Annotated in this window: 19 protein-coding genes; 8 read left to right on the top strand and 11 right to left on the bottom strand. The window is 52.6% G+C overall.

What is annotated here, in order from left to right:
• Together BN873_RS20345 and BN873_RS06895 are read left to right on the top strand one after the other, a co-directional pair.
• Positions 1-839 (top strand): acyltransferase family protein (locus BN873_RS20345; protein ID WP_171820427.1); only part of this gene is annotated, 839 nt, incomplete at its 5' end.
• 53 nt (positions 840-892) lie between these two features.
• Positions 893-1675, top strand: coding sequence for a bestrophin-like domain (locus BN873_RS06895; protein ID WP_048672110.1), 783 nt, complete (start codon positions 893-895; stop codon positions 1673-1675).
• A 20-nt stretch (positions 1676-1695) separates the two neighbouring features.
• Here BN873_RS06895 and BN873_RS06890 read toward each other — a convergent pair whose 3' ends face one another.
• The 6 genes from BN873_RS06890 to yrfG all read right to left on the bottom strand — a co-directional run bounded on the left by BN873_RS06890 (position 1696) and on the right by yrfG (position 7860).
• Positions 1696-3084: a sigma 54-interacting transcriptional regulator gene (locus BN873_RS06890; protein ID WP_082161140.1), complete on the bottom strand. Its 1389-nt coding sequence runs from the start codon at positions 3082-3084 to the stop codon at positions 1696-1698.
• 295 nt (positions 3085-3379) lie between these two features.
• Positions 3380-4648: a hypothetical protein gene (locus tag BN873_RS06885; protein WP_139031661.1), complete on the bottom strand. Its 1269-nt coding sequence runs from the start codon at positions 4646-4648 to the stop codon at positions 3380-3382.
• Entirely contained in the window at positions 4617-5051 is a 435-nt protein-coding gene (locus tag BN873_RS06880) for a substrate-binding domain-containing protein (protein ID WP_053085259.1), read from the bottom strand. The genes BN873_RS06885 and BN873_RS06880 overlap by 32 nt, the downstream gene beginning before the upstream one ends.
• A 53-nt stretch (positions 5052-5104) precedes the next feature.
• Positions 5105-5917: a PEP-CTERM/exosortase system-associated acyltransferase gene (locus BN873_RS06875; protein WP_048672104.1), complete on the bottom strand. Its 813-nt coding sequence runs from the start codon at positions 5915-5917 to the stop codon at positions 5105-5107.
• A gap of 36 nt (positions 5918-5953) precedes the next feature.
• On the bottom strand, positions 5954-7165 hold the full coding sequence (locus BN873_RS06870; protein WP_048672101.1) for a trypsin-like peptidase domain-containing protein: 1212 nt from the start codon (positions 7163-7165) through the stop codon (positions 5954-5956).
• Between the two features lie 29 nt (positions 7166-7194).
• Positions 7195-7860: a GMP/IMP nucleotidase gene (yrfG, locus tag BN873_RS06865; protein WP_102047002.1), complete on the bottom strand. Its 666-nt coding sequence runs from the start codon at positions 7858-7860 to the stop codon at positions 7195-7197.
• A gap of 124 nt (positions 7861-7984) precedes the next feature.
• Here yrfG and cysQ point away from each other — a divergent pair, with 124 nt between their 5' ends.
• The 5 genes from cysQ (at position 7985) to BN873_RS06840 (ending at position 14220) form a co-directional block, all read left to right on the top strand.
• A complete protein-coding gene (cysQ, locus tag BN873_RS06860) occupies positions 7985-8905 on the top strand; it encodes a 3'(2'),5'-bisphosphate nucleotidase CysQ (protein ID WP_242434387.1) in 921 nt (306 codons plus the stop codon).
• Positions 8906-8955: 50 nt separating this feature from the next.
• On the top strand, positions 8956-10077 hold the full coding sequence (zapE, locus tag BN873_RS06855) for a cell division protein ZapE (protein ID WP_048672094.1): 1122 nt from the start codon (positions 8956-8958) through the stop codon (positions 10075-10077).
• 216 nt (positions 10078-10293) lie between these two features.
• Positions 10294-11142, top strand: coding sequence for a LabA-like NYN domain-containing protein (locus BN873_RS06850; RefSeq protein WP_048672091.1), 849 nt, complete (start codon positions 10294-10296; stop codon positions 11140-11142).
• Between the two features lie 55 nt (positions 11143-11197).
• Positions 11198-13330, top strand: a complete 2133-nt coding sequence (locus BN873_RS06845) for a carboxy terminal-processing peptidase (protein WP_053085258.1) — start codon at positions 11198-11200, stop codon at positions 13328-13330.
• Positions 13331-13341: 11 nt separating this feature from the next.
• Positions 13342-14220, top strand: coding sequence for an ATP-binding protein (locus BN873_RS06840; RefSeq protein WP_082161138.1), 879 nt, complete (start codon positions 13342-13344; stop codon positions 14218-14220).
• A gap of 61 nt (positions 14221-14281) precedes the next feature.
• On the opposite strand, the gene BN873_RS06835 is transcribed toward BN873_RS06840, so the two are convergent.
• From BN873_RS06835 to BN873_RS06815, 5 genes are all read right to left on the bottom strand, one after another.
• Positions 14282-15946, bottom strand: coding sequence for a hypothetical protein (locus BN873_RS06835; protein ID WP_048672088.1), 1665 nt, complete (start codon positions 15944-15946; stop codon positions 14282-14284).
• 66 nt (positions 15947-16012) lie between these two features.
• Positions 16013-16906 (bottom strand): peptidylprolyl isomerase, encoded by an 894-nt coding sequence (locus BN873_RS06830; protein WP_082161137.1) that lies wholly within the window; start codon positions 16904-16906, stop codon positions 16013-16015.
• Between the two features lie 117 nt (positions 16907-17023).
• Complete coding sequence (locus BN873_RS06825) at positions 17024-18613, bottom strand: hypothetical protein (protein ID WP_048672083.1); 1590 nt, start codon at positions 18611-18613, stop codon at positions 17024-17026.
• A 76-nt stretch (positions 18614-18689) separates the two neighbouring features.
• Positions 18690-19151 carry a hypothetical protein gene (locus BN873_RS06820; protein ID WP_048672080.1) on the bottom strand — a complete coding sequence of 154 codons (462 nt, stop codon included), beginning with the start codon at positions 19149-19151 and terminating at the stop codon, positions 18690-18692.
• A 215-nt stretch (positions 19152-19366) separates the two neighbouring features.
• Positions 19367-20971, bottom strand: coding sequence for a hypothetical protein (locus BN873_RS06815; RefSeq protein WP_139031660.1), 1605 nt, complete (start codon positions 20969-20971; stop codon positions 19367-19369).
• A gap of 859 nt (positions 20972-21830) precedes the next feature.
• Between BN873_RS06815 and BN873_RS06810 the strand changes: the two genes are divergently transcribed.
• Positions 21831-25478, top strand: a complete 3648-nt coding sequence (locus BN873_RS06810) for a glycosyltransferase (protein WP_171820426.1) — start codon at positions 21831-21833, stop codon at positions 25476-25478.
• Positions 25479-25542: the final 64 nt, after the last annotated feature.

Here is a 25542-nt window from a genome sequence, read left to right as displayed (position 1 = left end):
CACCTCTATATTTTTTAACTGGCTTTATCTTTTTAGTGTTTCTTTGGCCTACTTTTTTAAACAGTGGGGTTCTGATAAAAAATATAGTTTATCACTTATTATTTATTCATAACCTTGATGCAGAAACTCACCGTGCTCTTAATGCGCCTAACTGGTCAATCGGTGTTGAGATGCAATTTTATTTGTTGATTTTGCTGACTATCCGCTATTTAGTAAGACTCCACCCTTTAATTATATTATTAGCTTGCATAACCATTAGCTGGGCTTGGCGGGCCTTGGTTTTTTTTCTCCTTTGCCATGGTATGGCCTGTACGGCTGAGGTAATTTTTGTCCCTTCAACTCAGCTTCCCGGTTGCCTTGATGGGTTTGGCTTCGGAATATGCCTGGCCCGTGTGATTTTGGATAAAAATGGCCAATTTTATTCGATATCAAGTATTTATCAAAGTGCTTGGTTCTGGACAGCAACAGGTGCTGTCGTAGCTTGGCCAACTTTTAATATTTACTGGCAGTGGTCAAGCTATTGGGAATTTTGGTGGATGGTTATTTTCTGGAAAACTCTGCCTGGAGTTATTTTTTTTGCAGTACTTATCGTAGCAATAAAGGCAGTTTCATTAATAAAATTAAATAAATATATTTTTACACCATTCTGGTATCTCGGTGAAATAAGCTATGGTATTTATTTGTGGCATTTTCTGGTTATTCTAATTTTTAGCAAAGCTAAAATTTTTACCGCTGAAGAGTTTTTGGTATTGACACTATTCTTTACAATTTCTTTGGCGATTTTTTCTTGGCATTTTCTAGAGAAGCCTATAATAAGGCGCTTTCATGAATTAGTATAAATGCCTCTACGAAAATGGGAGCCTGAATAACTCCGACAACTTAATGTTCAGCTATGACCTTCGCTCAAGAATTTAATTACAGCGCTTTGCTAATCCTTGGAATTGTGGCTACCTATGCCACAGTTGGCCTAATTTTCTGGCTGATCAACTCTCCCCGTACCGTCGCTTCGTTGCAGCGCTTGACCAACATTTCGCCACAGTTGGTGGCCATCATCGGCTTACTATTCGGCTTATATATGGCATTTTTCGCCAACGATATCTGGAGTATCCGGGATCGGGCGCAGACGATGATTTTGCAAGAAGCCGATGGCTTGCGCGGTATCCTTGATGTCGCTGAAAGCTTACCCGCTGAAGTGGGTGCTCCGCTCGTTACGGCGGTGCGGATCTACGTTGAGGCAGCCATCGAAGAGTGGCCGTTGCTGGCCCAAGGCCGAAGCAGTCCGCAAGCGCGCGAACTCTTACGTCGCTTGAGTCATATCGCGCTAGGGGAGTCGCTAGCAACCCGCTTAGGGGTAGGTGCCCAGTTTGCCTTGGCACAAAATCTCGAACAGGCACAGTCGGCGCGCTATCATCGCTTGGCGCTGAGCCAGCGGCGTGGTGACCCGCTGAAATGGTTCGCTGTCGCCTGCCTGGGAACGCTGACCCTGTTGAGCGTAGCCTTAGTCCATCTCGATAATTGGCGCTCACAACTGGTCGCCATGCTGATTTACGCTTCCGCGATCTCGGTGAGCTTCACCGCTGCTTATCTGGAGCGCAGTCCATTTCAGGTGTTCGTGGTCAGTCCACAACCTATCGCCGAATTGCTGAATTTGGCAAGGTTGCCAGCTCCATCCTGAAAATAGGCTTGGGGCTGAAATTAATCTTCTTCACCGATTTGATATTCTTTGAGACGGCGTTTTAGAGTTGACAACGGGATTCCAAGCTCTCGCGCGACAGCAGCCTTATTATTTTGATTGCGTTCGAGAGCATCCACGATCATCCGCCGTTCGATTTCCTTCAGTTGAGCGCGGGCGGCAGCGGCACTCGGTTTGGGTGTGGATGCAACGGGAATAGTGGGCGGTATCGCCAAGGGCGTAGCGGCAGGAGCGTTACCCTTAGAAGGGGCTAATTCTTTGGGGAGCCGTAAATCATCAGGTTGAATTTCCCGCTCGCCACACATCACTGCTGCCCGCTCCAACACGTTGCGCAATTCGCGCACATTGCCTGGCCAGGCATAATTCTGCAAAGCGGCCATTGCGGTATCGGAAATCCGGGAGTTAAGTTGCAGCCGCTCGCACAGGTGGTGGGCGATCAGCGGGATATCCTCCGCGATCTCTCGCAGCGCCGGCAGTTCGATGGGAACGACAGAGAGCCGATAGAACAAGTCGGCGCGGAAAGTCCCATCCTTGACCATGCTTTCCAAGTCGCGATGGGTCGCAGTAATGACCCGAACATCCACCCGTAAGGGTTTATCAGAGCCGATTGGAATCACCTCTCGGGTTTCCAATACCCGTAGCAAGCGCGGTTGTAAATCCAGCGGCAATTCGCCAATCTCGTCAATGAACAGTGTGCCATTGTTAGCTTGACGAAAAGCGCCTTCCCGAGAACCGGTGGCGCCGGTAAATGCGCCCTTGATGTGGCCGAACAGATCGTTACGCACCATTTCCGGATCGGTCACGGAAGCGTCAAAGACCACCAGTGGCCCACGTCGGCTGGAAAGCCCGTGCAGAGTGCGGGCAACCGATTCCTTGCCGGCTCCAGACTCACCATGCAGATGGACTGTGGTCGGCGTCGGGGCGACCGCTCGGATAAGGCCATACAATTCTCGCATCCGTTCGCTGGCGCCGACCAATTCGCCCAGATGGTCTTGGCGCGGTACAGCGACTTTGCGCTCCTCGGTGTGCTGGCGGATGGACAGTCGCGTGTACCCCAGCCGACACTCGGCATGTTCCGGAATATAGGCTTCTGTGATGCGCACATCGTTGATAAATGTGCCATTAGTAGAACCTAAATCCCGTAATAGTAACCCGTCCGGGGTCATGCGAATTTCGGCATGTCGGCGCGAGATCGCGCGATCAGTCAGTAAAAGGTCGTTATCGGAAGCGGTGCCGATACGAACAGAGGGCAGGCCAAGACTGATTTCCTGACCTGCATCCGGGCCGGCGAGCACGCGCAATTCGATGGCCTCGAACTGGACTGATAACGGCAAGTGTGCCGCTGCGACGATGATTTCAGTACCGTCGGCGACTGGAGTAGGGGATAGCATTTCAACTCACCAGATAGAGCGTTAACGTGCTTATATTAAATTAATTCAGGCCAGCGGTAATCAACTTACCAAAAATTGCTAGGCGACGCGCGATTGAAGCGCACCGCCGTATAAAGCGTGTTGCTGCTGTTGGGCTGACTGAAATCATCATGATTGGCTCAATATGCTAACTGATGTAACGTCTAAAGTCTGATTTTGGTAATCAATTGCCAAGGCTTAGGATGAGGTTTCGTATCAATAAGCTCATTTGATCAATGTTATTGAGTCATTTAGTTCCACGGATTTTAGAGAATAATTAAAAGCGAAAACTTGTCGCAATTGAAAAAATTTGCCAGTGTTTTTCTACATCATTAGGATCAAGATTATCTTGATAGGGCAGCCAAGCCGTACCATTAATATAATGATATTCAGCGGCGATCAGAAAGGATGCGGTTAAGCTATAACGAACTCCGAAGGTCCAATCGGTGGCAAATTGCGTGTATGCTGGACGTTTCGTTATGGCTTGATAACCTTTGCCATATTTATCTGCCCTATTGTTATACAAAGCATCATAGCGGGCAATAAACTGCCAATTTTCATCGAATTGATAAACTGCTTGCAGATAATAGCTGTAGCCTGTTATATCCAAATCCAGTGCATGACCCAAACTTGCCCTTTGAATTCTGCGTGTTGCGTATTCAGCAGTAATGCTGAAAGGATCACCATTGTATTGCATCGAAAAAATAACAGGGATGAAGATGTCTTTTACAGGGGGCAAGTCATCATCTGACGCTGGAAATTTTGGCTGATATCGAACATCTAACCATACAGAACTAATCGCTGCACGATATTTTCCACCCTCTCTTTCATAGCTTAATCGCCCGATATAGGAAAGTTTCGGTTCTGTTTCTCCTGGATAATCAGCACCGAAATAAGCAAGTTCTGTATCCAAGTTGTTGCCGCGTGGAACTCCGGCGCCAATCTCCAGCAGGATATTACCTGCTTCACTGCGATGTTCTCCATAAAGAAGACCCCCGTCCGCCGATAGAGCCAAGTCTCGAGTGCGTTCCAAATAAATGGACTGGGGTAATAAAATGGTTGGCCGGGTAGATAACACATCACGGGTATCGTTATATAGACCTAGGGGATTTTTGAAGCGTCCGAAACGAGTTCCTAAAAGATGATCAGGCGTTGAGAAAACAGTATAGTCGAGCAAGCCAAAGTCGAGTTCTAAATCATGCTCATGGCCGGTCCCAGCGCGCCGGAATAATACTTGTCCGGCCAATCGGAGATCGGCGTTCGGGTTCCAAGAGACATTCAGGCCAGCTTCTGTAAAATCCAGGCTACCGTTAGCATCGCTTTCACCGAAAATTCGATTACCAGATGTTAAAAAATAGCCCTGGGTTAAAAAGCCGTGCAGAGAAAGAGTATCAGCCAGTTCGATAGCTTGAATCGAACTGGGTACATTCCAGAAGACAATCAGATAAAATAGCCCATGCTTAAAATAGTTAGACGAAAAAAAGATTCGGGTAAAAATGACTATATCATTTTTTTTAATCATTAGAGATGGCTTTAACGGATTCATTCAGCATCGACCTGCTTAAATAACCGATAGCCCCAGGCGTAGAACTGATCGCTTCACGCATTTTCTCCTCGGATTCTACGATCATAGGTTCTTCGCCAGTACCGGAAAAAACCAAGCGGTTCCAGGCTGAGCGTAATTGATAGGGAAAAACTCGGAGAACGTATTTTGAAAATGCAATATGTATCGGGTTGCCATCAGGCATTACGAATACTTTGATGGGAGAGCCATCCTCCCATTTTCGTAAGCGCATACCGAAGATTGCCGTGATGGCGTTTTGTGATAGGAAAGCATTAGGATAAGTTATCGAATTAACGACAACCACAGGGGTATCTTCCGCGAATCCCGGGCTGACCACACACAGCCAAAGGGTGCCAAGCAGGCAGCGTAAGTAAATCTTAATCATTCCTCCTAATTGAAGAGGCTAAGTTCAGTAAACTTCTGAAATAAATGAGTCGATTAATTCGGAGCCGGGAGCAACATACCTCGATCAGTCAATAAGTCCCATACCTGCCGGTTCGTCTGATAAAGATTGGCCATGATCTCTGAGATATAACCGATATAGCTCCTGCAAGGGCCAAAATAATCAACCAGTGGGCTGATGGGAGTAAAATGAATGCCAAAGGTACGAAGAAATCGTGCACAAACCGGTTCCATTCCACCATACCAATACGCCAGATCCTTTTGTAAACTCATTCGGGTGATGGCGACGAATAAGCCAAGAATTGGATGAGGAAAGGTGCGTCGCGGAATATGGCTACGGCGCTCATTGATGTCCTGAGCAGTACCAGCTTGCCGTCGTTCACCCCTTACTAATGAAGACTCAAAATCTTTGGCTATTCCGTGCGGTTGTATATTTTCTCCCCGCCTTGCCCGAAATTCAGAGGCCAGAATAAGCCGTGAGATCTCACCAATACGCCGCCGGGGCAGTGTTTCAAATCTACTATTTTGATAGAATGAATTGCCGGCATGGGCTTCGAGTGGGAATTTTATATCCCCCTGATCGGAGGGGATCGGTAGCACAATCCTAACGGTTCCGGCCACGCGCTTGGTGGGTTTGTGCATTAATAAACAATGTGCGGATCGCTCATCGTATTCATCCTGCTCCAAACCTTCTGGATAATTCTTTACGTCAAACCCAGGAATTAATCCTTCTTCGCAATAGACTTTATAGCGGATTCGATAGCATTCTTGCAATTTCTCTGGCGTATCCGCAAGAACCACTTCGAAATATTGCTTGAAGAGATCAACAAGGTTCGGGTCGGTATTCACCAAATCTCTCCTGAGTGTATAGCCAAACCAATGCAACTAGCCTTGGCATTCTATCTTGAGGACAAAATCGCAAGCTTCCGCTGCAATATCCGTGGTTGTACGGAGGGTTGTGGGTGCGCGATGGTGGTAATCAATGCCGGCCGCTTCCAAAAAACCGCGCGCCAACATCGCTTTGATGGCGAAATTGATGTTTTGCGGCACATCACCGGTTATTTCGTGGATACGAATGGCATTGAGTTTGGCGCTGACGACGCCTACTACGGTGCCATCGCTATCCAACAAGGGACTTCCGCTATTACCGGCCTGGATTGGAGCTGTGAACTGCAAAGAACGAGTATCATCGCCAGGGCCGATCAGCGAGCTGACGTTGCCGGTCGTGACCTGCGGGCCGGAGCCTAATAAGCCACCCAGTGGATAGCCGACCACGACCACCGTTTCACCCAAGCGTGCTGGCGGTCCATCACGAAATTTTGCCACGCCGGGCGGTGGCGTATCGGCCCGCAACAGTGCGAGATCATTGGTCGGATCGGCAAAAACCAATTCCAGGGCGCAGCGGTGGCGGGGCGAGCGGGCGAGAATTTGCCGAGCATCTTCAATGACATGATGGTTGGTAAGAATATAGCCATCGGGGTGGATGCAGAAACCAGTCCCGGTGAAGGTATCGCCGGGTCCGGTTTGGCGTCGTCCGTCCGACGGACTGGCCGCCGGGGGCGGGGAGGGTAAATCGGTAAGGCGCATCCCGAAGTGGGCGGCGAGTGCTGGTAATCCTGCCGCAAAGCCTTGGCCCACCGCCCGAAATTTCCATTGTTCGCGGTGACGGTAGAACTCGGCCAAGATGAGCGCCCGCTCGCCCCGGCAAGGCAACGGCAGTGGAAACAGTGACAGCGGCTGTCCGGCCGCATCCGCTAGCCAGGCGCGAATCGCGGCAAAGATTCCCAAGGTAACACCTGGGGGCAGCTCGGGTTTAACCGCCAGGACCAGCGCCATTTTTACCACGGTCGCCGGTACGGCCGACAAGTTCAGCTCGAATTCGCTGGGGGATTTGGCGAAAACAGCGGAGCCATCGGACGAGCGCGGTTGCTCGGCGCACACCACATCCCCTGAGCCGCCCACCTGCCCATGCTGATCAAGCAGCAGGAGACCTGCCTGCAAATGAGCGGTGAACGCCTCTTCGGGTTCACCACTGACGCCGACTGTGACCCGATCAGGCTCGATAGGGTGATTCTGTCCGGCTTGCAGTTCTCGCATACCGTTTTTTTGCCTCTCTCAGCCCGTACTCAACCAACGGGCAATAGGTCGGAAAAATCGTGGATGGCCGGAAATTCACCGGGCGTGCGGGAAATCTGGGTCGAATCTGGCCGCAAGACGGATACGAGATAGGCAATCCCGTAGGCTTGAGCGGCCCGCAAGATTCCCGGATGATCATCCACCAACAGAGTCCTGGCCGGTTCGAACCGTTCTGCTGCACACAAACAGGGCCAAAATGCCGCTTGCTCCTTGACCAGACCCAGCGTATGTGCGCAGATTATCTGGTCAAAATATCCCACCAAGCGAGTCTTTTCCATTTTCAGCGCCAAGCTTTTCGGGTGGGCATTGGTCACTAGCACCACCCGTTTGCCAGCCTCCCGCAAAGCGTTTAGAAAATCCAGCACATGGGGGTGGACGGCGATCAAATGAGCGATTTCATGCTTGAGCGTGACGATATCCAGCCTCAATTCTCGCGTCCAGTAATCTAGGCAATACCAGGCGAGAGTTCCCTCGACGGCTTGGGTATGGGCCGCGACCTCGGACCGGGCACGCTCCAGGGACACACCGTGGAGCTTGGCGTAGCGGTCGGGGACCAATTCTCGCCAGAAATGGTTGTCAAATCGTAAATCCAGCAAGGTCCCGTCCATATCGAGCAGGACGGTGGCAATTTGCGGCCATGGTAGCCGTAGGTTCATCTTTATTAGCGTCATGGTAAACGGTTTGCACGAGCAAACTCGTGTAAAATTAAAGCAGACAGACCGGGTTCACGCAGAATTTTGATGGTTGCCGCAGCGAGTTTTGACGCATTTGAACCGGTTTGTGCGAAAACGCCAAGAGGCTGACGTTCCCAGCACATCGTTTGCCCTCAACACTCCGACCCGCGAGGATGTCCGTGCCATGCCCGACGTTGCCAACGTCGATTTATTCGCCCTGGTCCAGCCGGTGCAGGCTATCGCTCGGGAGGCCGGACGCCGTATTTTGGAAGTGTACGCCGGGTCGTTCAGCGTGACGGAAAAAGCCGATCAAAGTCCGGTAACTGCCGCAGATCTCGCCGCCAACGAGTGTATTCTGCGCGGCCTTGCCGAGCTGACCCCGGATATACCGGTGTTGTCCGAGGAAGCGCCCGATGTCGGCTTCGCCGAACGCAGCCGCTGGGAGTGGCTGTGGCTGGTGGACCCTCTGGATGGCACCCGCGAATTCATCAAGCGCAACGACCAGTTTTCGGTCAATATTGCCTTGATTCATCGCCATGAAGCGGTCCTTGGCGTGGTATTGCCACCGGTGAGCGGCATTTGCTATTACGCCTGTTTGGGAGATGCTGCTTATAAACAGCCTGCCGGTCAGCCGCCGTGCCAGATTCAAGCGGCGCGGGTTTGCCACTATCCGGTTCGGGTGGTCAGCAGTCTGGAATCCTATCGTACCCGCCGCTTGCAAGACTATCTCAGCCATCTGGGTCCACACCGGCATTTTGGTATGGGTGGTGCCTTAAAGTCTTGCTTGGTTGCTGAAGGGAAAGCCGATCTGTACCCGCGCTTTGGTCCCACTGGAGAATGGGACACGGCGGCGGCTCAGGTGATCGTTGAGCAAGCGGGTGGTTACATGACCGATATGCAGCTACGTCCGCTGCGTTACAACGCCCGGCCGGTCTTGGTTAACCCGGATTTTTTTGTGTTTGGTGACGTTACCCGCGATTGGCCGCACTATCTGCCCCAGCGTCGCTCGCACGGGTGGCCGGCTTGAGTTGACTGATTAGAACAACAATTTAAAACAACAATGTTTTGAGCTGAGTTATGCCATACGAACGCTATCGCCAGGATTTGCAGCAGGAAGGTTTTCAGCATGACCCCGCCCAGGAGCGGGCGATTCAGTATCTGCAAAGAATTTACGATCAACTGATGGCCACACCCTCAAAAGCAGTGCCGACTCCACAGAAAACCGGCTTGTTTGGGCGGTTGACTCGCCGCGAAAATACCGGTGTGACAGAGAGTGCGCCAGCGGTTCGCGGGCTGTATCTATGGGGCGGTGTCGGTCGAGGTAAAACCTATTTGGTGGATACCTTTGTCGATGCCTTGCCCTTGGAGCGCAAGCAGCGCATTCACTTCCACAGTTTTATGCGAGCCATACACGCTGAATTGAAGAGCTTGAAAAATCAGCCAGATCCGTTGCGGATTGTCGCGCGTCGCTTCGCGGAGATAGCCCGGGTGATCTGCTTGGACGAATTCTTCGTTGCCGATATTACCGATGCCATGCTGTTAGACGGGTTACTCAGAGAACTTTTCGCCAATGGCGTCACCTTAATTACAACCTCGAATATTGAGCCGGATGGTCTTTACAAAGATGGCTTGCAGCGCGCCCGTTTTCTTCCGGCCATCGCATTGCTCAAACAGCATCTCGATGTACTGAATGTGGACGGCGGTGTTGATTATCGGCTGCGTTATCTGGAAAAAGCCGAAATTTATCACTATCCCCTGGACGAGCGAGCCGAACAGATCTTAAACGAGGTTTTCGATCATATTGCACCCGAACCCGGCCATCGCGGAGGGGATCTGGAAATTGAAGGCCGTTTCATTCCGACCTTACGCGAGGCTGACGGGATCATCTGGTTCAGTTTTCGGGCGATTTGCGATGGGCCGCGCGGAACGGCAGATTACATTGAAATTGCTCGCTGCTTTCACACCGTCCTCATTTCCAATGTGCCGGTGCTTGATTGGCAGATGGAGAACCAGGCCCGGCGTTTCGTGAATTTGGTGGACGAATTTTATGACCGTGGCGTCAAGCTGGTTCTCTCCGCCGCCGCGCCGATCCTGGAGTTGTATCAGGGCGAGAAGCTAAAATTCGAATTTCAGCGTACCGTCAGCCGCTTGCAGGAAATGCAGTCCCATCAGTATCTGGAGCGACCGCATTTACCGTAGCGGTCGCCGGATCTCGAATCAAGACATGGCATTGACTCAATAAGCGTGGCGCCTGTTCTTGGCATTGCCGTTTTGCTGGCTTAGTGTGTGTAATGTTACTTCGAGAGCCTGCCGAAAAATGGCGAATTGGTTACGGTTTTGTGATAATACCGTTATGCTTATTGGCGGGAAGATCCCCGCATTTTAACTTCCATCACCTTGAACACTAAAATTTTTATGACCGTAAATTTTAAGTCGCTCGCCAAAGTGGGCGTTTACGTCGATGCAGCCAACATTTCCCGCAATGGCGGACAACGTATGCAATATGACGTATTGCGCGAGTTCGCTTGTCGTGATCAAGCAGAACCCCTCCGCTTAAACGTCTATCTCTCCTACGATGAAGAACGCGCCGAAACCAATGTGGTCTATCGCGATAAGGCGCGTGCTTATCAATCAGCCTTGCGCGAGCTTGGGTACAAGGTGATCGAAAAGCGGGTCAAATGGTTTCAGGATGAAGCAGGTAACCGTTTCGGCAAGGCTAACGCCGATCTCGATATGGCCGTGGATGTGTTGCTGCAATCGGAGAATTTGGACCGAGTATTGCTGGCGACCGGTGACGGTGATTTTGTTCAGGTGGTACGCGCTTTGCAAAACAAGGGTTGTCGAGTGGAAACCTTGGCGTTCGATAACGTGTCTGAAGAGTTACGGCGCGAGTCGGATATTTTTGTATCCGGTTATTTAGTGCCAGGTTTATTACCGACCCGTGGCGACGACTATTTTGCGCCGTCTTGGGGAGCCATGGGTTCGCGGGTGCGGGGCTATTGCTATCATCATGATGACAACAAGAGCTTTGGTTTCATGCGGTTTCTGATCAAGTTGTCGCCTTTTCTCTGGAAGACTGATTCGCGCGATTCGGAATCGCCGTACCGAACCGCCTTCTTTCACGACTCTAGCCTGCCGGATGGCTTTAATGTCATGAAACTACCATCGCGCAACCATATTTTTGAATTTACCTTGGCAGAGCCGAACGGCAAGCAGCCGGTCGCCACCGATATTATTTTGGTTCACCCCGCTGCTACGCCATAACTGGGTCGATCTGGCTAATGCAGTGGGTGCAACTCCGCTCTCTTCGAGAAGAACGATGCAGAATGTTCGTCATTTGAAGCACTTGGGTCGATCAGTATTCTTGGCTTTGGCGCTCGTGCTGGGGTTGGGGCTGTCCTGGACGCTGGCGAAAACAGCCGATCCGGTCACCGATCCCGTTGGAAAAGCCTTGGCGCCGAATGCTCGGCAAGCGTTTTTAGATCAGACCATCGCTAAATTACTGTCGCAGCATCATTACCGACAGAGCAAGTTGGATGATCGGCTGTCCTCGCTCGTGCTGAACACCTATCTGGACGATTTGGATTTTGGCCGCGTCTATTTCCTGGCCAGCGATATTGCCGGCTTCGAGCCTTATCGCACGACGCTTGACGATGCGTTAAGAACGGGTGACCTGCAACCCGCTTACGACATTTTTAATATTTATCTGCGCCGCCTAAATGAGCGCACTACGTACATTCAATCGTTGCTGCAACAAGAACCCCGGTTCAACGTTGATGAATCCTTGAACGTTGATCGCAAGAACGCGCCCTGGCCCAAGACCGTGGCCGAGCTTGATGAGATTTGGCGCAAGCGGATCAAGCACGAGCTGTTAACGCTGATGCTGTCTGGCAAAGATCAGGCGGCGGCTCGTGATCTATTGGTGAAACGCTACGAAAATCGCCTACGGCAAGCGCAGCAGTCCACGAGCGACGACGTATTCCAACTGTATATGAACGGTGTTGCCCAGGCGTTCGATCCACATACCGCGTATTTTTCACCGCGCAATACCGAGAATTTCAACATTCAAATGCGGCTGTCGCTGGAAGGCATCGGTTGTGTGCTGCGCATGGATGAAGAGCAGGTGACGGTGGTGGAGTTGGTGACGGGTGGTCCGGCCGATCTGAGTCAGCAGATTAAATCGGGTGATCGGATCGTGGCTGTGGCGCAGGGGGATGGTGGTCCTTGGGTAGATGTGGTCGGCTGGCGGCTGGATGATGTGGTGGATCGTATTCGTGGCCAGCGTGGGACTGTCGTGCGGCTGAAGGTGTTGCCTGGCAAGGCCGGTGCGTCGGCGGCGGAAAAGACCGTCCGCTTGGTGCGCGATACCATCAAGTTGGAGAAACAGGCCGCCAAACAGGAGATCAAGCGATTCTCTGGGTCGGGTGGCCGTGAGCTACGTATTGGTGTGATCACCGTTCCAGCGTTTTACAGCGATTTCGATGCCGCCCGGCGCGGTGATCCCAACTACCGCAGCACCACCCGTGACGTGCGCCGCCTGCTGGAAGAATTGCGTGGCAAAATCGACGGCTTGGTGTTGGATTTGCGTGAGAACGGGGGGGGGTCGCTGCAAGAGGCGGTGGATCTGACTGGATTGTTCATCGGCGAAGGACCGGTGGTTCAGGTGAAGAATGCCGGTAAAGAAGAACCCGAAATTGAAAAGGACAGCGATCCAGTCCGGGCTTACGATGGGCCGTTGGCGGTGCTGGTTGATCATGCCAGCGCTTCGGCCTCGGAAATTTTTGCCGGCGCCATCCAAGATTACGGGCGGGGCCTGGTCATTGGTGATTCGACATTCGGCAAGGGCACGGTCCAGACCCTGGTTGATTTGAACCGGCTGACCCGTGCCAAGGAGCCGCAGGGTCAGCTTAAGCTCACCATCGCCAAGTTTTACCGGGTCAATGGCAGCAGTACCCAACATCGCGGGGTTCGGCCCGATATCGCGATTCCGTCGCTCGTTGATACCCAGGACATCGGTGAGAGCGCGCAAAAGAACGCATTGCCATGGGACGAAATCGCGCCGACGCGCTATCGCGGTGATCAGGCTTTGACGGGGTTGATACCGGAACTGGCCCGTCGCCATCAGGCGCGTATCGCCGAGAATGCCGACTACCAAGCGTTTCTGCGAGATTTGGAGTTTAGTCGGCAACAGCGGGAGAAGACCACGGTATCGCTGTTGGAAAGCCAGCGGCGAGCGGAGCGGGAGCGGATCGAAAATTGGCAGCGTGAACGTGAGAATCGCTATCGGGCGTCCAAGGGATTGCCGGCACTTAAGCCCGGTGACGAGATTCCAGAGGGCAAGGACAGTGTGATTCCTGATGCGGCACTAGAGGAAAGCGCTCGCATCGTCGGTGATCTGGTGTTGTTGGGCGGTGGTGGCAAAGCGGCGGACGCTTTAGTGATGGGTCGCTAGAGTCCGAGATCGTGGCGACCACTTTGCCCCTTGATGCGGCGCTAGCGGTTCGGTTGATTGGTGCCCTGGAACGGTTGGAAGCGTGGTGGCCGGTTCCGCCCGCGCCACCTGACTGGGAAAATGATCGGGCGTTTCGGTGGCGCCGCATGGGTCATCGTGGCTGTTTGCAAGCAGTGCGGCATCCGCATCGCTTGCGCTTGGCGGATTTGCAGCGGATTGATCGCCAGAAAGCGGCGCTGGATTTGAATATTCGGCAATTTATGGCGGACCAACCCTGCAACAACGTGCTGCTGTGGGGTGCGCGCGGTACCGGTAAATCCTCTTTGATCAAGGCGTTGCTCAACGAATATGCTGGGCAGGGTTTGCGGCTGGTTGAAGTGGATAAAAACGATTTACTCGATTTACCCGATATCGTCGAACCTCTGTACGACCGGCCGGAGCGGTTTTTGCTGTATTGCGATGACCTGTCTTTCGAGGCTGACGAGCCGAGTTATAAGGCGCTCAAGGCGATGCTGGATGGCTCGATCAGCGCCGCCCCTGACAACGTGCTGCTGTGTGCCACGTCCAATCGCCGCCACTTGTTGCCGGAGTACCTGCGGGACAATCAAGAAGCCCGCATCGTCGATGGCGAACTCCATCACGGCGAGGCAGTCGAGGAAAAAATTTCCCTATCCGAACGCTTTGGCTTGTGGCTGTCGTTTCATCCGTTCAGCCAGGATGATTATCTGGCGATTGTCGCCTACTGGTTAGCGCAGCTCGATTCATCGGTCAGCTTAAATGAAGCGGCGCGCGAAGAGGCACTACGCTGGGCTTTACAGCGCGGCTCGCGCAGTGGCCGAGTCGCTTGGCAATTTGCACGCGATTGGGTGGGGCGGCAGAGTGTTCAATAGTTTGGGTGCATATGAACGGGTGCTGCCATCCGAGTAGTTCGGGTGACTTTTGAAGCTTACTCTATTGCTTTAGATAGACAACCGCGCCAGGTGCCTCATAAATTCTGGCGAAGCCAAGGGTAGCCAACTGGGCTCGATCTGTTTCCTTGTCACCCAGCATGTAAATCATATTCGGTTGATAGCGGGAAACACGCTCTGATAGATCGGGAATGGCGCCGCTAAGGATAGCTGGAATATCGTCAAGGTGTTTATTGCCCGTCGGGATTTTTTCTCCTCCTGTCTTAGCGATTTCCAGATTCAGCAAGCCGGTGGTATCTACAAAATAAATGTCACGCGCCGAAAATTTCTCTCGGACAAAATAGGGGAAAAACCCTCCCTGATAGGTAGCGATGGTTAAAGTGCCTTTTTGTGCTAGATACTTAGCCAATTCCTGCTCAATGAACGGACGGATGGCATTGTTATCGCGCTGGTGGGCGCAGTTGAGTCCGATAGTGGTCTCGTTGGGATGAGCGAGCAGTTTGGCAAGAATCTCGCTGGAGAAGCGAGCCGAGCAATCTTGCGGGGATCGATAACTGAGTTCACTGGCGATAGTAAATGATGAAAAGAGGACCGCTGCCAGCATCGCCGGTTTGGGAAACCGAGTAGATACCATGGCATAGAGCCGCTCGCCGGCGATGACCAGCAGCAACACCTTCAAGCCCAGGGTCGGAACCAGAAAGCGGTGATATTCCATCCAGTCGCCCTTGACGAGGAGGATAAAGGTGTCGTAAGCGCAGATGCTCAAGGCCGGTGCTAGCAGGCGGCTTTCGAGTTGACCGTGCGACAATTTGGCCCACAGCAAGCGGCAATAAATAGCATAACATGCCAACAACCCAGCGCCGATGGTACTTGCGGCGAGTAGCACACCTATTAGCCCCAAGCCATAGAATTTGCTGAGGTAATCCCATCCTTCTTGGATGCTGCCGAGATGGCTGAGTGATACTTTAGCGTAGACGGGGTTGGGGAAAATCGCTCCAGTCACTGCGTACCTGATAACCAGCAACAGCAACAGGCAAAGCGCGGGCGGCAGAAGGGCGATTTTGAAAATGCGAAGCCATTGATCTGCAAGGGTTGGCCAATAGGCTAGCACTAAAACCAGGGTGATTCCCAGTAGACAAAACCCTTCTGGTCGGCACAGGACTGCAAGGATATGGACGATAGCCAGATAAACATAATTGTGTTGTGGCGGCGTCTGGTGTTTTGGGGGGCTGAAAATTCGGATGACAAGGACGCTATGGAGCAAAACAAGGAGCGCATAGTAGGGTGTTTCCATCCCACTGAGGCTCCAGTAGGCGAAACTGGAGTTGAAGCCGAGCAATGTCGTTGCGGTGATGGCACTGGTGGTAGGACTAATACCAAAAAAAGCGTGTCGGCCGTGCCCTATAATCCAGAGTGTGGCTAGCGCAGCACCACCACCCAATAGCTTATTGGCTAGATAATAGGTGTCAGCGCAGCACAAATAGGCGAATTTCGCGATCAGTGCGCCGAGGATGCTGGAGGAGATTTCCTGGAGTTCGCCGTTGTAATTGATGAACCAAGGGGCGGTGCCAAGCATTTTGCCCGCCCACAGGGTAATGAAGATATCATCCCGGCCAGCGCCAAAGTATCGATAGATCGCATTGAGTATGCACCCTAGTAAGACGACACCAAACAGGCTCACCTGGAGTAGTTTGCGTTGTTTGTGCATGGTGCTTACGGTCCTGGGGTCAACAGGACATGCCGACACAAGCCAAGATCACTGCATCGCTTGGCTTTAAGGACGACGGATCAGGGTTTCCAGGGCAGAGCTGTCGTATTGTGCATCTGCACCGGGCAAATAACTCTGCCCTTGTTGCTGTAATCGATCTTTCATGTAGTCCATGCGTAGCTTTTGTTCCAGGTTTTGCTGGACTTCCTCAAAGCTTTGTGATCGTGCCGGCTGACGCTCCAGTAGCTTGATGATGTGAAAACCGTATTCGGTTTCAACCACCCCGCTGAGCTGTCCTGGTGCAAGCTTGGCCATGGCTTCGGCAAACGGTGCTACCAATTGCTCAGGTTTAGTGGCATCGCCGAGATCCCCACCTTTGGCAGCGGTCGCGGTGTCTTCAGATTCACTCTTGGCCAGGGTTGCAAAGTCCTCCCCTGCTTGAAGTCGCGCCAGCAGTTGCTCGATCCGCCGCCGTTGCTCCTCCCGCTCACAGTCACAGCGGATTTTTTTCAGGATATGTGCAACCTTGAATTGTTCCGGTAGCTGAAATTGGTCACGGTGGGTGGCGTAGTGTTCGCGTGCGAGCGCCGCGAAATCGGGCTGTTCGATCTGCTTTTCAAGATGTCCCCGCAACGCATCGGACAGTACCCAACGTCGTTGCGCTGCCAAGTGGGCACGAACGATGGGCTGGTTTTCCAACCCTAACTTTTCGGCCTCGGCGACCAGGCGCTTACCGAGATAAAGCTCACGTAAAAAAGCCTTGAGCTTATCCACGTTACTAAGAGCTTGCAGCCGTTCGGCTTCGCTTAGAACGAGCAACTCCTGCTGCAAATCCTGTTCGGTGATGGCAGTGGTACCCGAACGTAACAAAATGCGCGGTTCCTGATCAGAGGCCCACCCTGGCGGGTTTATCGATAGCAACAGCATCATTCCAAACAATCCGGTTTTTACAGGCGCCATGATGGGATTCCCCAAGTCGGTCTTGCAAATGTAATCAAGTTTCAGATGCAAAAGGCCCACGCTTGCGCGTGGGCCTTGAAGTTACAGCTAGGCGATACTAGCTAAATCAGCTACTCATCACGGAGCAGGAGCAACCGGCCGGATGATGGAATGGTCATACAAGCCCGCCTCGCTGAGTAGCGCGCTGCCGGCATCATCGCGGCTAGTGATACCAAAGCCCACTGCTGGCAAGCCCCTGTTCGCTGCATTGGTCCCGATAAAGCGGACGTTCAACCAGCCGAAGGTAAAGTTTTCCGGATAGTTGATACTCTTGGCAATCGGCGAGTTGAGGATCGCGCCCTGGTTGAAGGTCAGCACGTTGGCTTCGTAGCACAACTGAGCGGTGCCACCGGGCGAGAAGCCTAAGGCGCTGGAGCGTTGCTCTTCGCGGTTATACAACTGGTAGCTGACCGAATCACACGACTGGCCCCGACGCACCGGCGTAGCGGCTGCCGTATCCACAAACGATTGGCTGAACGGTGCGAGAGTAGCGGCGGTCAGACCGGGCGCGGCAATATTATTAGTACGCCCAGTATTGCGCCCGGCGAACTCATTACCGGCATCATTATCTACATAGAAATTCTTGGTCGGGAAGGTGATCACCCAGTCGGTTGCCGTGACCCAGCCCGCCGCGGCATTGGTTCGCCGCGACCATTCATTCAGAACGCTGGCGGCTTCCAACGCACCTGTGACGAAAGTGGGTCCTGCGCCTGGTGCGGCGACGCCAGGGTTAAGGGCTGCTACAGCCCCACCGCCCCCAGCCAAGTATTCGGCTGCTGTGGTGGCTGAATACAAGCTTGGTTCATTGTAGGAATCATTGAATTGGTTACCGGCATCTGCTTGCGGCAACTGTGCGGTCATCAACGCCCCAGCACCAGCAGGCACCGCGAAGTTAGCCAAGTGGACGGGCAAACCAACAGCATTAAAGCCCTTGACGCCGTTAACCAGTGCAAACGTCCCCTTCAGCGGGTTCAGCGGCAGGTTATTATTCCTGGGGTCAGTGGCATAGGACTGGAATTCGCCACGCAATAGACCCGCTGTGGGAGCAACACCCACTGCTCCTAATTGGCTGTAAGTGGTGAAAGCGTCGATCAGGGCCTGGCAATTCGTCGGAACCCCATTGACGTGGATCGCACCACGGGCCAGCGGGGTGAGGTCATCCGCCGGCTTGGGCACGACCACATCGGCCGCACCCATCATGATCATCTCGACATAGCCTTCCTTCATCCGATCTGGGGTGGTCGGGCCCCCATCGGCCGCCGAGCCAGTGTAGGTATTCAGGCCGTCCGTAAACGGAATCCCGCTGGGCGACATGGCTCCCACAGTGCAGGATTTGTCTTCGGAGAAGAGCGCGGGCCGATCCCCCGCATCCGCCACCCAGCCGGTCCACACGTCATGGGGTGAGAGGATGATATTAAAGTCAAACACATCACGCGAGTTATACGCTTCACGGAAGCGCACCTTAACCGCGACTGTCAGGTCGCTGGTGTTGGTGACACCGAACAGGGTCATCCAGCCGCCACGCACCGTGTAATAAGGAAAGATCAGCGCCTGGCCCAGGTTGTCGGCCGACACATGCACCGCCTGCGCCGAGGGCAATACCCCCAACCCACCCAGCGCGATACCCACGGCCAACGCCAGTGATTTCATTTTGCCGAATTTCTTCATCTTCAAAAACTCCTAAAAGAAGTAACTAAAACAACACGAAGCGGCTTGCTTACCCAAGCCAATCGCGATCCAGAAATCAATTTTCCATCAAGTACCACCACTGTCCCTCTGCATAGACCCAAGGTTCCTCGACATACGTTTTCATGTCAATAGGTTTTCCCTCTACAAAACCATTATACACGACATAGAGATTTAGGCCGACTGTTGCGGCATCATCACCCTTGAAGTCGACTTTGGTGATCTCAATGCGTTTCCAACCTACCTTGTTGCCAAAGGTGCTTTGAAAGCGTTCCTTCGAATACAGTTTTCGATAGGCTGGTGAGGTGAAGGAATAGGCTGCTGCGAAATCCCTGCGTATCAAGGCATCCCATTTGGCGGTAACACGCTGTTCCAGAGCTTTACGCCGCGCTTGAAGGCTTTCAGCGGCTGAAGCGGTTTCAGCGGGTGGCACAGGCTGTTGGTCCGCGCCAATCGCTAAAGTCACCATTAGAGCTAGAAGCGTTAGTACCATCACACCGAAAAAGCGAAACAAACGCACCACAATGCTCCTTAAGATTGGCTATTTTAGAGCTTAAACGCAATCTACAACACTCTTTTCAAATTTACAACTGTTTTCAAATTTACAACAAACCTTACAACAAGGCTTTATAGTTGGCTAACTTGAACCATAGTATCGCCCTGCAATCCTGGGGGCCATACGGTATTGACCTTTATCGTGCATAAAAAAGCCCGCACTGGGTGCGGGCTGTGGGGCTAAAGAGCAGGCCGGACGATAGTATGGTTATACAAGCCCGCCTCGCTCAGCAACGTGCTGCTGCCATCATCGCGGCTAGTGATACCAAAGCCCACCGCTGGCAGACCCATATTGGCCGCGTTGGCGCCAGAGAAGCGAACATTCAGCCAACCGAAGGTGAAATTCTCCGGATAGTTGATGCTTTGAGCAATCGGCGATTCGAGGATCGCACCCTTGTTGAAGGTCAGCACGTTGGCTTCATAACACATTTGAGAGCTGCCGCTTGGTGAGAACAGACTGGTGGTCGAACGCTGCTCTTCGCGGTTACGCAACTGATAGCTGACAGAATCGCACGACTTGCCCCGACGCACTACGGGAGAGGCGGCGGTGTCCACAAACGATTGGCTAAACGGTGTAAGATCATCGGCAGTCAGACCGGGGGCCGCAACAGCGTTACCACGGAAACTATTGCGCCCGGCGTATTCATTATCGGGGTCATTGTCAACAAAGAAATGCTTAGTCGGGAAGGTGATGACCCAATCGGTGGCCGTGACCCAGCCCGCCGCTGCATTGGTTCGCCGCGACCATTCATTGAGAAGGCCGACTGCTTCGAGTGCGCCGGTTGTTCGGACAGCACCGGCTGTATTATGGCTAAATGCAACCGCCGGTATTGGCCGTTGGCCAAATATCAACTCATTATAGTTACGATGAACCTGAAGATACCCACTAACGCTATCTTGGTAACGGCTCCCCAAGCTTGGTTCGTTGTAGGAATCGTAATATTTACCGCCAGCTTCGTCTTTAGGCAACTGCGAAGTCATAAAAATTCCGGGGTCGAGCACGTCTCTGTCAGCGCGCCATGCATAACCCTCTAAATGAACAGGCAGTCCGACGGCGTTCAAGCCCTTGGCGCCGTTAACCAGCGCAAACGTCCCCTTCAGCGGGTTCAGCGATCGATTACTCGTGGGGTCAACACCATAGAACTGGAACTCGCCGCGCAAGAACCCGGCTGTGGGGGCCATACCTGCAGTTCCCAACTGGTTGTAATTGGTGAAAGCGTCGATCAGAGCCTGGCAATTCGTCGGGACCCCGTTGACGTGGATCGCACCGCGGGCCAGGGGGGTGAGGTCGGGAGTCCCAGCGGGAGTGACCACATTGGCCGCACCCATCATGATCATCTCAACATAGCCTTCCTTCATCCGGTCTGGGGTAGTCGGGCCACCATCCGCCGCTGTACCAGTGTAGGTGTTCAGGCCGTCCGTAAACGGAATGCCGTTGGGTGACATAGCCCCTACGGTGCAGGATTTGTCTTCGGAGAAGAGCGCGGGCCGATCCCCCGCATCCGCCACCCAGCCGGTCCACACATCGTAGGGTGAGAGGATGATATTAAAGTCAAACACATCACGCGAGTTATACGCTTCACGGAAGCGCACCTTGACAGCGACTGTCAGGGCGCTGGTGTTGGTGACACCGAACAGGGTCATCCAACCGCCGCGCACGGTGTAGTAGGGAAAGATCAGCGCCTGACCCAGGTTGTTGGCCGACACATACACCGCCTGCGCCGAGGGCAATACCCCCAACCCACCCAGCGCGATACCGACGGCCATCGTCAGTGATTTCATCATCGTTTTTTGCATTGCAACCCCCTATTTTTGTTTGAAAATCGCGCAAACCAGAAGAGCAGTGTCAAATTTACATACATGGCATGTGATAGATGACACATGAAATTATGGATCAAACCGTGGTTCGATGTGGATAGAAAGCAGACGAAAATATATAGTGCAAAACCTTTATTATGTCTCTGCTCCAGAGCGTTAGCGGGCGTAAATACCCTGAATTTGATGACAGCGCTGGAACGAGTTTGCCACTGACATTTGGTTTTTTGACAGGCTTGATTTTATGCCCAACTTCCCTGTAGAGCGCCAGGCCATACTGGTTCTCGGTATGCATCGCAGCGGCACATCAGCGCTGACGCGAGTCATCAATCTGTTAGGCTTTAGCCTGCCCAGGCATCTGATTCCTCCTAGCCAATATAATGTTAAGGGATTCTGGGAAACGCAGTCGGTCGTTGATTTCCACGACCGGGTGTTAACATCGGCTGGTTCCTATTGGCATGACTGGTCACGCTTCAATCCCGACTGGTACTCAGCCCCGCTGTTGACAGCCCATTTGGAAGAACTCAAAGCGATTCTACTGGCTGAATTTGGGACAGCCGGACCCATCGTAGTGAAGGATCCGCGTATTTGTCGGCTGCTACCTTTATGGCTCAATGTATTTGATGCGCTACAAATTGCGCCTACGGTCATTGTGCCCTTCCGTAATCCGCTTGAAGTGGCGCGCTCTCTGCATCAGCGAGATGGTTTCACCGAAGGTAAATCATTTTTGCTGTGGCTCCGCCATGTTTTGGACGCTGAGCAAGCTTCCCGCCATCTGCCACGCGCGTTTTGTTCTTACGAAGAGCTGTTGCTGGATTGGCGGCGACTGATGGATCGAATCGGTCGGCAAGCCAGCCTGGTCTGGTCCAGGCTTTCAGTGGATACCGAACTGGAGATAACCGAATTCCTTTCGGCCGAAGTTCGCCATCAAGTGGTTTCCGATCAGGATTTGACGAACCGGATGGGCATCCCATGGTGGGTGTCCGAAACGTATGCAATTTGTCAGCTTTTAAGCGAAGACCCGCAGGATACAGTCGCGCAGCAGCGGCTCGACGCAATTCGGCAGGAGTTCGATCAGGGATGCCGCTTGTTCGGTATTGCAGTGCGGGCCGAAGAGCGTGAGGCTGATCATCAGCGCCATAAAGTCGCTGATCTGGAGGCCGAGATGGCGAGCCTGCGGAGCGATTTAGAAAACACCCGGCAGCAAGCCAATGCTTTCAGGGAGGTAATACAAGAAAAAATTGCTGATGTGGCACGGTTGCAAGAGGACATGGACGGCGTACAACGCCATCTTGAGGAGTCCAGAGAAGCACTGCAAGAGCGAGCGGCTGAGGCGACGCACCGAGCCTACGAGTTGGAAAACAGTCGGCAAAAATCGGTGGTGCTGGCTACGGAACTTAATGCAATCAAAAACAGCGTCGCTTGGCGATTGACTACACCGCTTCGCTCGGCTGGCACTCATCTGCCCTGGCTGGAAACCCGCCTTCGCCCTATCGTGGCAGGGGCGCTGAACGGGTTATCTCCACGCACCATACGCCTGGATCGATTGACAACTCGAGGCCAATTAGATTTTAAGGAGAGGATGCCCGATGCCCGGTCGCCGTTAGCTCCAGACGATCCCTATGCCGCTTGGCTGCGCGTCAATCAATGGAATCCGCGAGCGGAAAGTGAAATTTATTACCGTTTGGCGGCACACCGTTCTCGGCTACCGAAAATATCGGTCGTCATGCCGGTCTATAATCCGCCTATGCGCTTTTTTATTCGCGCAATTGAGTCGGTAAAACGCCAGATCCATACCGATTGGGAGTTGTGCATCGCCGATGATGCCAGCACTGACCCGCAAGTTCGACCTTACTTGGAACAGCTTGCGCAAGACCCGCGTATTGCTGTGCACTTCCGTGAAGTAAACGGCCATATCAGCGCAGCAACTAATAGTGCCGCCGGTTTGGCGAAAGGTGATTTTTTATTGTTGGTGGACCAGGACGACGAGTTGACACTCGATGCCCTGGCTGAAGTAGCGTTATATATTGCCGACCATCCTGAAACTGATTTGCTCTATTCCGATTGCGATAAGATCGACGAAGAAGGTCGGCGTTATGATCCGCATTTCAAACCGGACTGGTCGCCTGAGTTATTGCTCTCCTATATGTACGCCGGGCAGGTGCTCGTTGTTAGAAGCGGCCTGTTCGAGCAGCTCGGTGGCTTACGAGAAGGTTTTGAAGGGTCGCAGGATCACGATTTTGCATTGCGGGCCGGAGAATTGGCACGTCATGTTGGGCACTTGCCTTATGTGCTTTATCATTGGCGCTGTGTTCGTGGCTCGACAGCTTTCTCGGGACATGAAAAACCTTATAGCTTTACCGCCGGTTTGAAAGCCGTCCAATCAGCCCTCGACCGACGCGGCAGTAAAGGTCAAGCTTATCAGCCGGACTGGGCGAAAAGAAATGGGAATGGTATTTATTACATCCGTTTTCCCGACGAAGGCCCTTCGGTTACTTTGATCATTCCCACACATAACCGGCCAGATTTACTGCGCCGTTGCCTCAAATCCTTGAATAAAACCACGTATCGCCACTATCGGATTATGGTGGTCGATAATGAAAATGATCAGCCTGAAGCGCGCCGTTATCTAGATAGCCTCAATCAGGAGGTCATTCGCATTGCCAACCGACCGGGCCAAGGTTTTAGCTTCAGTTACGTCATGAATCAAGCGGCGCAGCACGCTGCAACGGAATACCTGCTCTTTTTGAACGATGATACGGAAATAGTCACGCCAGAGTGGCTATCGAACATGGTTGGTTATGCGGAACTTTCCAAGGTAGGTGCCGTAGGCGCTTTGTTGCGCTATAAAGATGGCCGTGTGCAACACGCTGGAGTTGCTCAGGGTATTGATGGGTTATGCGATCATGCGTTTAAACTGACGCGGCGGGGAGATAACGGCTATCTGGCGTATATTGCCATGGCCCGGAACTGTGCGGCGGTGACCGCTGCCTGCCTGTTGACGCGACGCCAGCTTTTTCTAGAGGTGGGCGGATTCGATGAAGAACAATTTCCGGTTGCCTATAATGATCCGGACTATTGTCATCGGCTCCGAGAGCGTGGCTATAGAGTAGTTTATACACCCAATGCGGAACTATTGCATTTTGAAGGGCAGACTCGTGGTTTTAGTGATAGGCCCCAAGAGATCGCGGCTTACCGCAAGCGCTTTAATCTGGTCCGTGATCCTTATCTAAATCCCAATTTGAGCCGGGAAAATCCTAATTTCCAGATCACCCCCCGCCGCCTGATCCGGAATACAGGATTGAAATTGCGCGCGGCCATGTTTACCCACAATCTGAATTGGGAAGGTGCGCCCAGGCAAATGCTGGAGATAGCCAAATTTCTGCAAAAGAACACACAGATTAGGCCGCTTATTTTCTCTCCCAATGATGGGCCGCTGCGGGAATCCTACGAGCAGTCGGGGATTGAGGTAAAAATTTTATCGCATCCCCTAAGCAAGCATAATACCTTGCCCGGCTATTTGGAGGCTCTCGGTGACATTGGGCTACTGCTGGCTGAGTCTGCTATTGATATAGTGTTTGCTAATACCTTACACGGTTTTTTTGCGGTCGATGTTGCTCATCAGGCACAGTTGCCTTGCTTGTGGGTGATCCATGAAAGCGAGGGCTGGCAAAATTATTTTGATTTTGTTCCTCCAGCTATTCGATCTCGCCCCATTGAGTGTTTCAAATACCCGTATCGCGTAATATTCGTCGCTAAGCAGACTCGCAATATCTATCGAGAGCTTGATTTCTGCCATAACTTTACGGTCATCCCTAATGGTCTGGAGCCTGATTCAATAGCCTCCTTGAGTGAAACGGACAGGCAAAGCGCTCGCTCGGCATTAGGTATCAACGATAATGATATTGTTATTTTGTCAGTTGGTACCGTTTGTGATCGTAAGCGCCAAATCGATCTTGTTGAAGCGCTCTCGCGTCTGGATAAAGTGACTCTTGAGGCTCAACAGCTACGTTTTTTCATTGTAGGTGACCGAGATAATGAGTACAGCCAGCAATTACATGTTGCTGTCGAGAGGCTGGAGCCAGCCCGGCGTGCCTTGTTGACCATAATCAAAGAAACCTCGGATGTAATTCTCTATTATCGCGCCAGCGATATTTTTGTCCTCACTTCGGGGATGGAAAGCTACCCCCGTGTCATTTTAGAAGCAATGTCGGCTGGTTTAGCAATCCTTACTACCCCAGTCAATGGCGTAGTCGAGCAAGTCCGCGAAGGGATTAACGCCGATTATTACTCCGTCGGTGACATAGGGAAATTAACTGCGCGCTTGACTGCCTTGATCCAGGATAGGCCGCGTCGAGAGCGGTATCGGGCAGCCTCACCCTGGGTACTGCAAGGCTTAACCGGCTATGCGGAAATGGGTACCGACTACGCCGAACTATTGTATGAAGCGGCGTTGGCCAGTGTGGCCGATGTCTGAAAAGTGCCGTGGTAATTAATCAAACCTGATTTTACGAAAGCATGACTTTCCAACTCAGTTTTTA

Origin of the sequence: Candidatus Competibacter denitrificans Run_A_D11, assembly GCF_001051235.1 — a bacterium.
Taxonomy (GTDB): Bacteria; Pseudomonadota; Gammaproteobacteria; order Competibacterales; family Competibacteraceae; genus Competibacter_A; species Competibacter_A denitrificans.
The sequence above is the reverse complement of the archived record's forward strand: the minus strand, read 5'-3'. Positions and strand labels throughout refer to the sequence as shown.

Bases quoted from the DNA above. Each gene is read 5' to 3' on its own strand.
- yrfG (WP_102047002.1), bottom strand. From the start codon at position 7,860: ATGAACCTACGGCTACCATGGCCGCAAATTGCCACCGTCCTGCTCGAT.
- BN873_RS06815 (WP_139031660.1), bottom strand. From the start codon at position 20,971: ATGATGAAATCACTGACGATGGCCGTCGGTATCGCGCTGGGTGGGTTG.
- BN873_RS06870 (WP_048672101.1), bottom strand. From the start codon at position 7,165: ATGCGAGAACTGCAAGCCGGACAGAATCACCCTATCGAGCCTGATCGG.
- BN873_RS06850 (WP_048672091.1), top strand. From the start codon at position 10,294: ATGACCGTAAATTTTAAGTCGCTCGCCAAAGTGGGCGTTTACGTCGAT.
- BN873_RS06830 (WP_082161137.1), bottom strand. From the start codon at position 16,906: ATGGCGCCTGTAAAAACCGGATTGTTTGGAATGATGCTGTTGCTATCG.
- BN873_RS06845 (WP_053085258.1), top strand. From the start codon at position 11,198: ATGCAGAATGTTCGTCATTTGAAGCACTTGGGTCGATCAGTATTCTTG.
- BN873_RS06835 (WP_048672088.1), bottom strand. From the start codon at position 15,946: ATGCACAAACAACGCAAACTACTCCAGGTGAGCCTGTTTGGTGTCGTC.
- BN873_RS06885 (WP_139031661.1), bottom strand. From the start codon at position 4,648: ATGAATCCGTTAAAGCCATCTCTAATGATTAAAAAAAATGATATAGTC.
- BN873_RS06810 (WP_171820426.1), top strand. From the start codon at position 21,831: ATGGATCGAATCGGTCGGCAAGCCAGCCTGGTCTGGTCCAGGCTTTCA.
- BN873_RS06825 (WP_048672083.1), bottom strand. From the start codon at position 18,613: ATGAAGAAATTCGGCAAAATGAAATCACTGGCGTTGGCCGTGGGTATC.
- BN873_RS06895 (WP_048672110.1), top strand. From the start codon at position 893: ATGACCTTCGCTCAAGAATTTAATTACAGCGCTTTGCTAATCCTTGGA.
- BN873_RS06890 (WP_082161140.1), bottom strand. From the start codon at position 3,084: ATGCTATCCCCTACTCCAGTCGCCGACGGTACTGAAATCATCGTCGCA.
- BN873_RS06880 (WP_053085259.1), bottom strand. From the start codon at position 5,051: ATGATTAAGATTTACTTACGCTGCCTGCTTGGCACCCTTTGGCTGTGT.
- zapE (WP_048672094.1), top strand. From the start codon at position 8,956: ATGCCATACGAACGCTATCGCCAGGATTTGCAGCAGGAAGGTTTTCAG.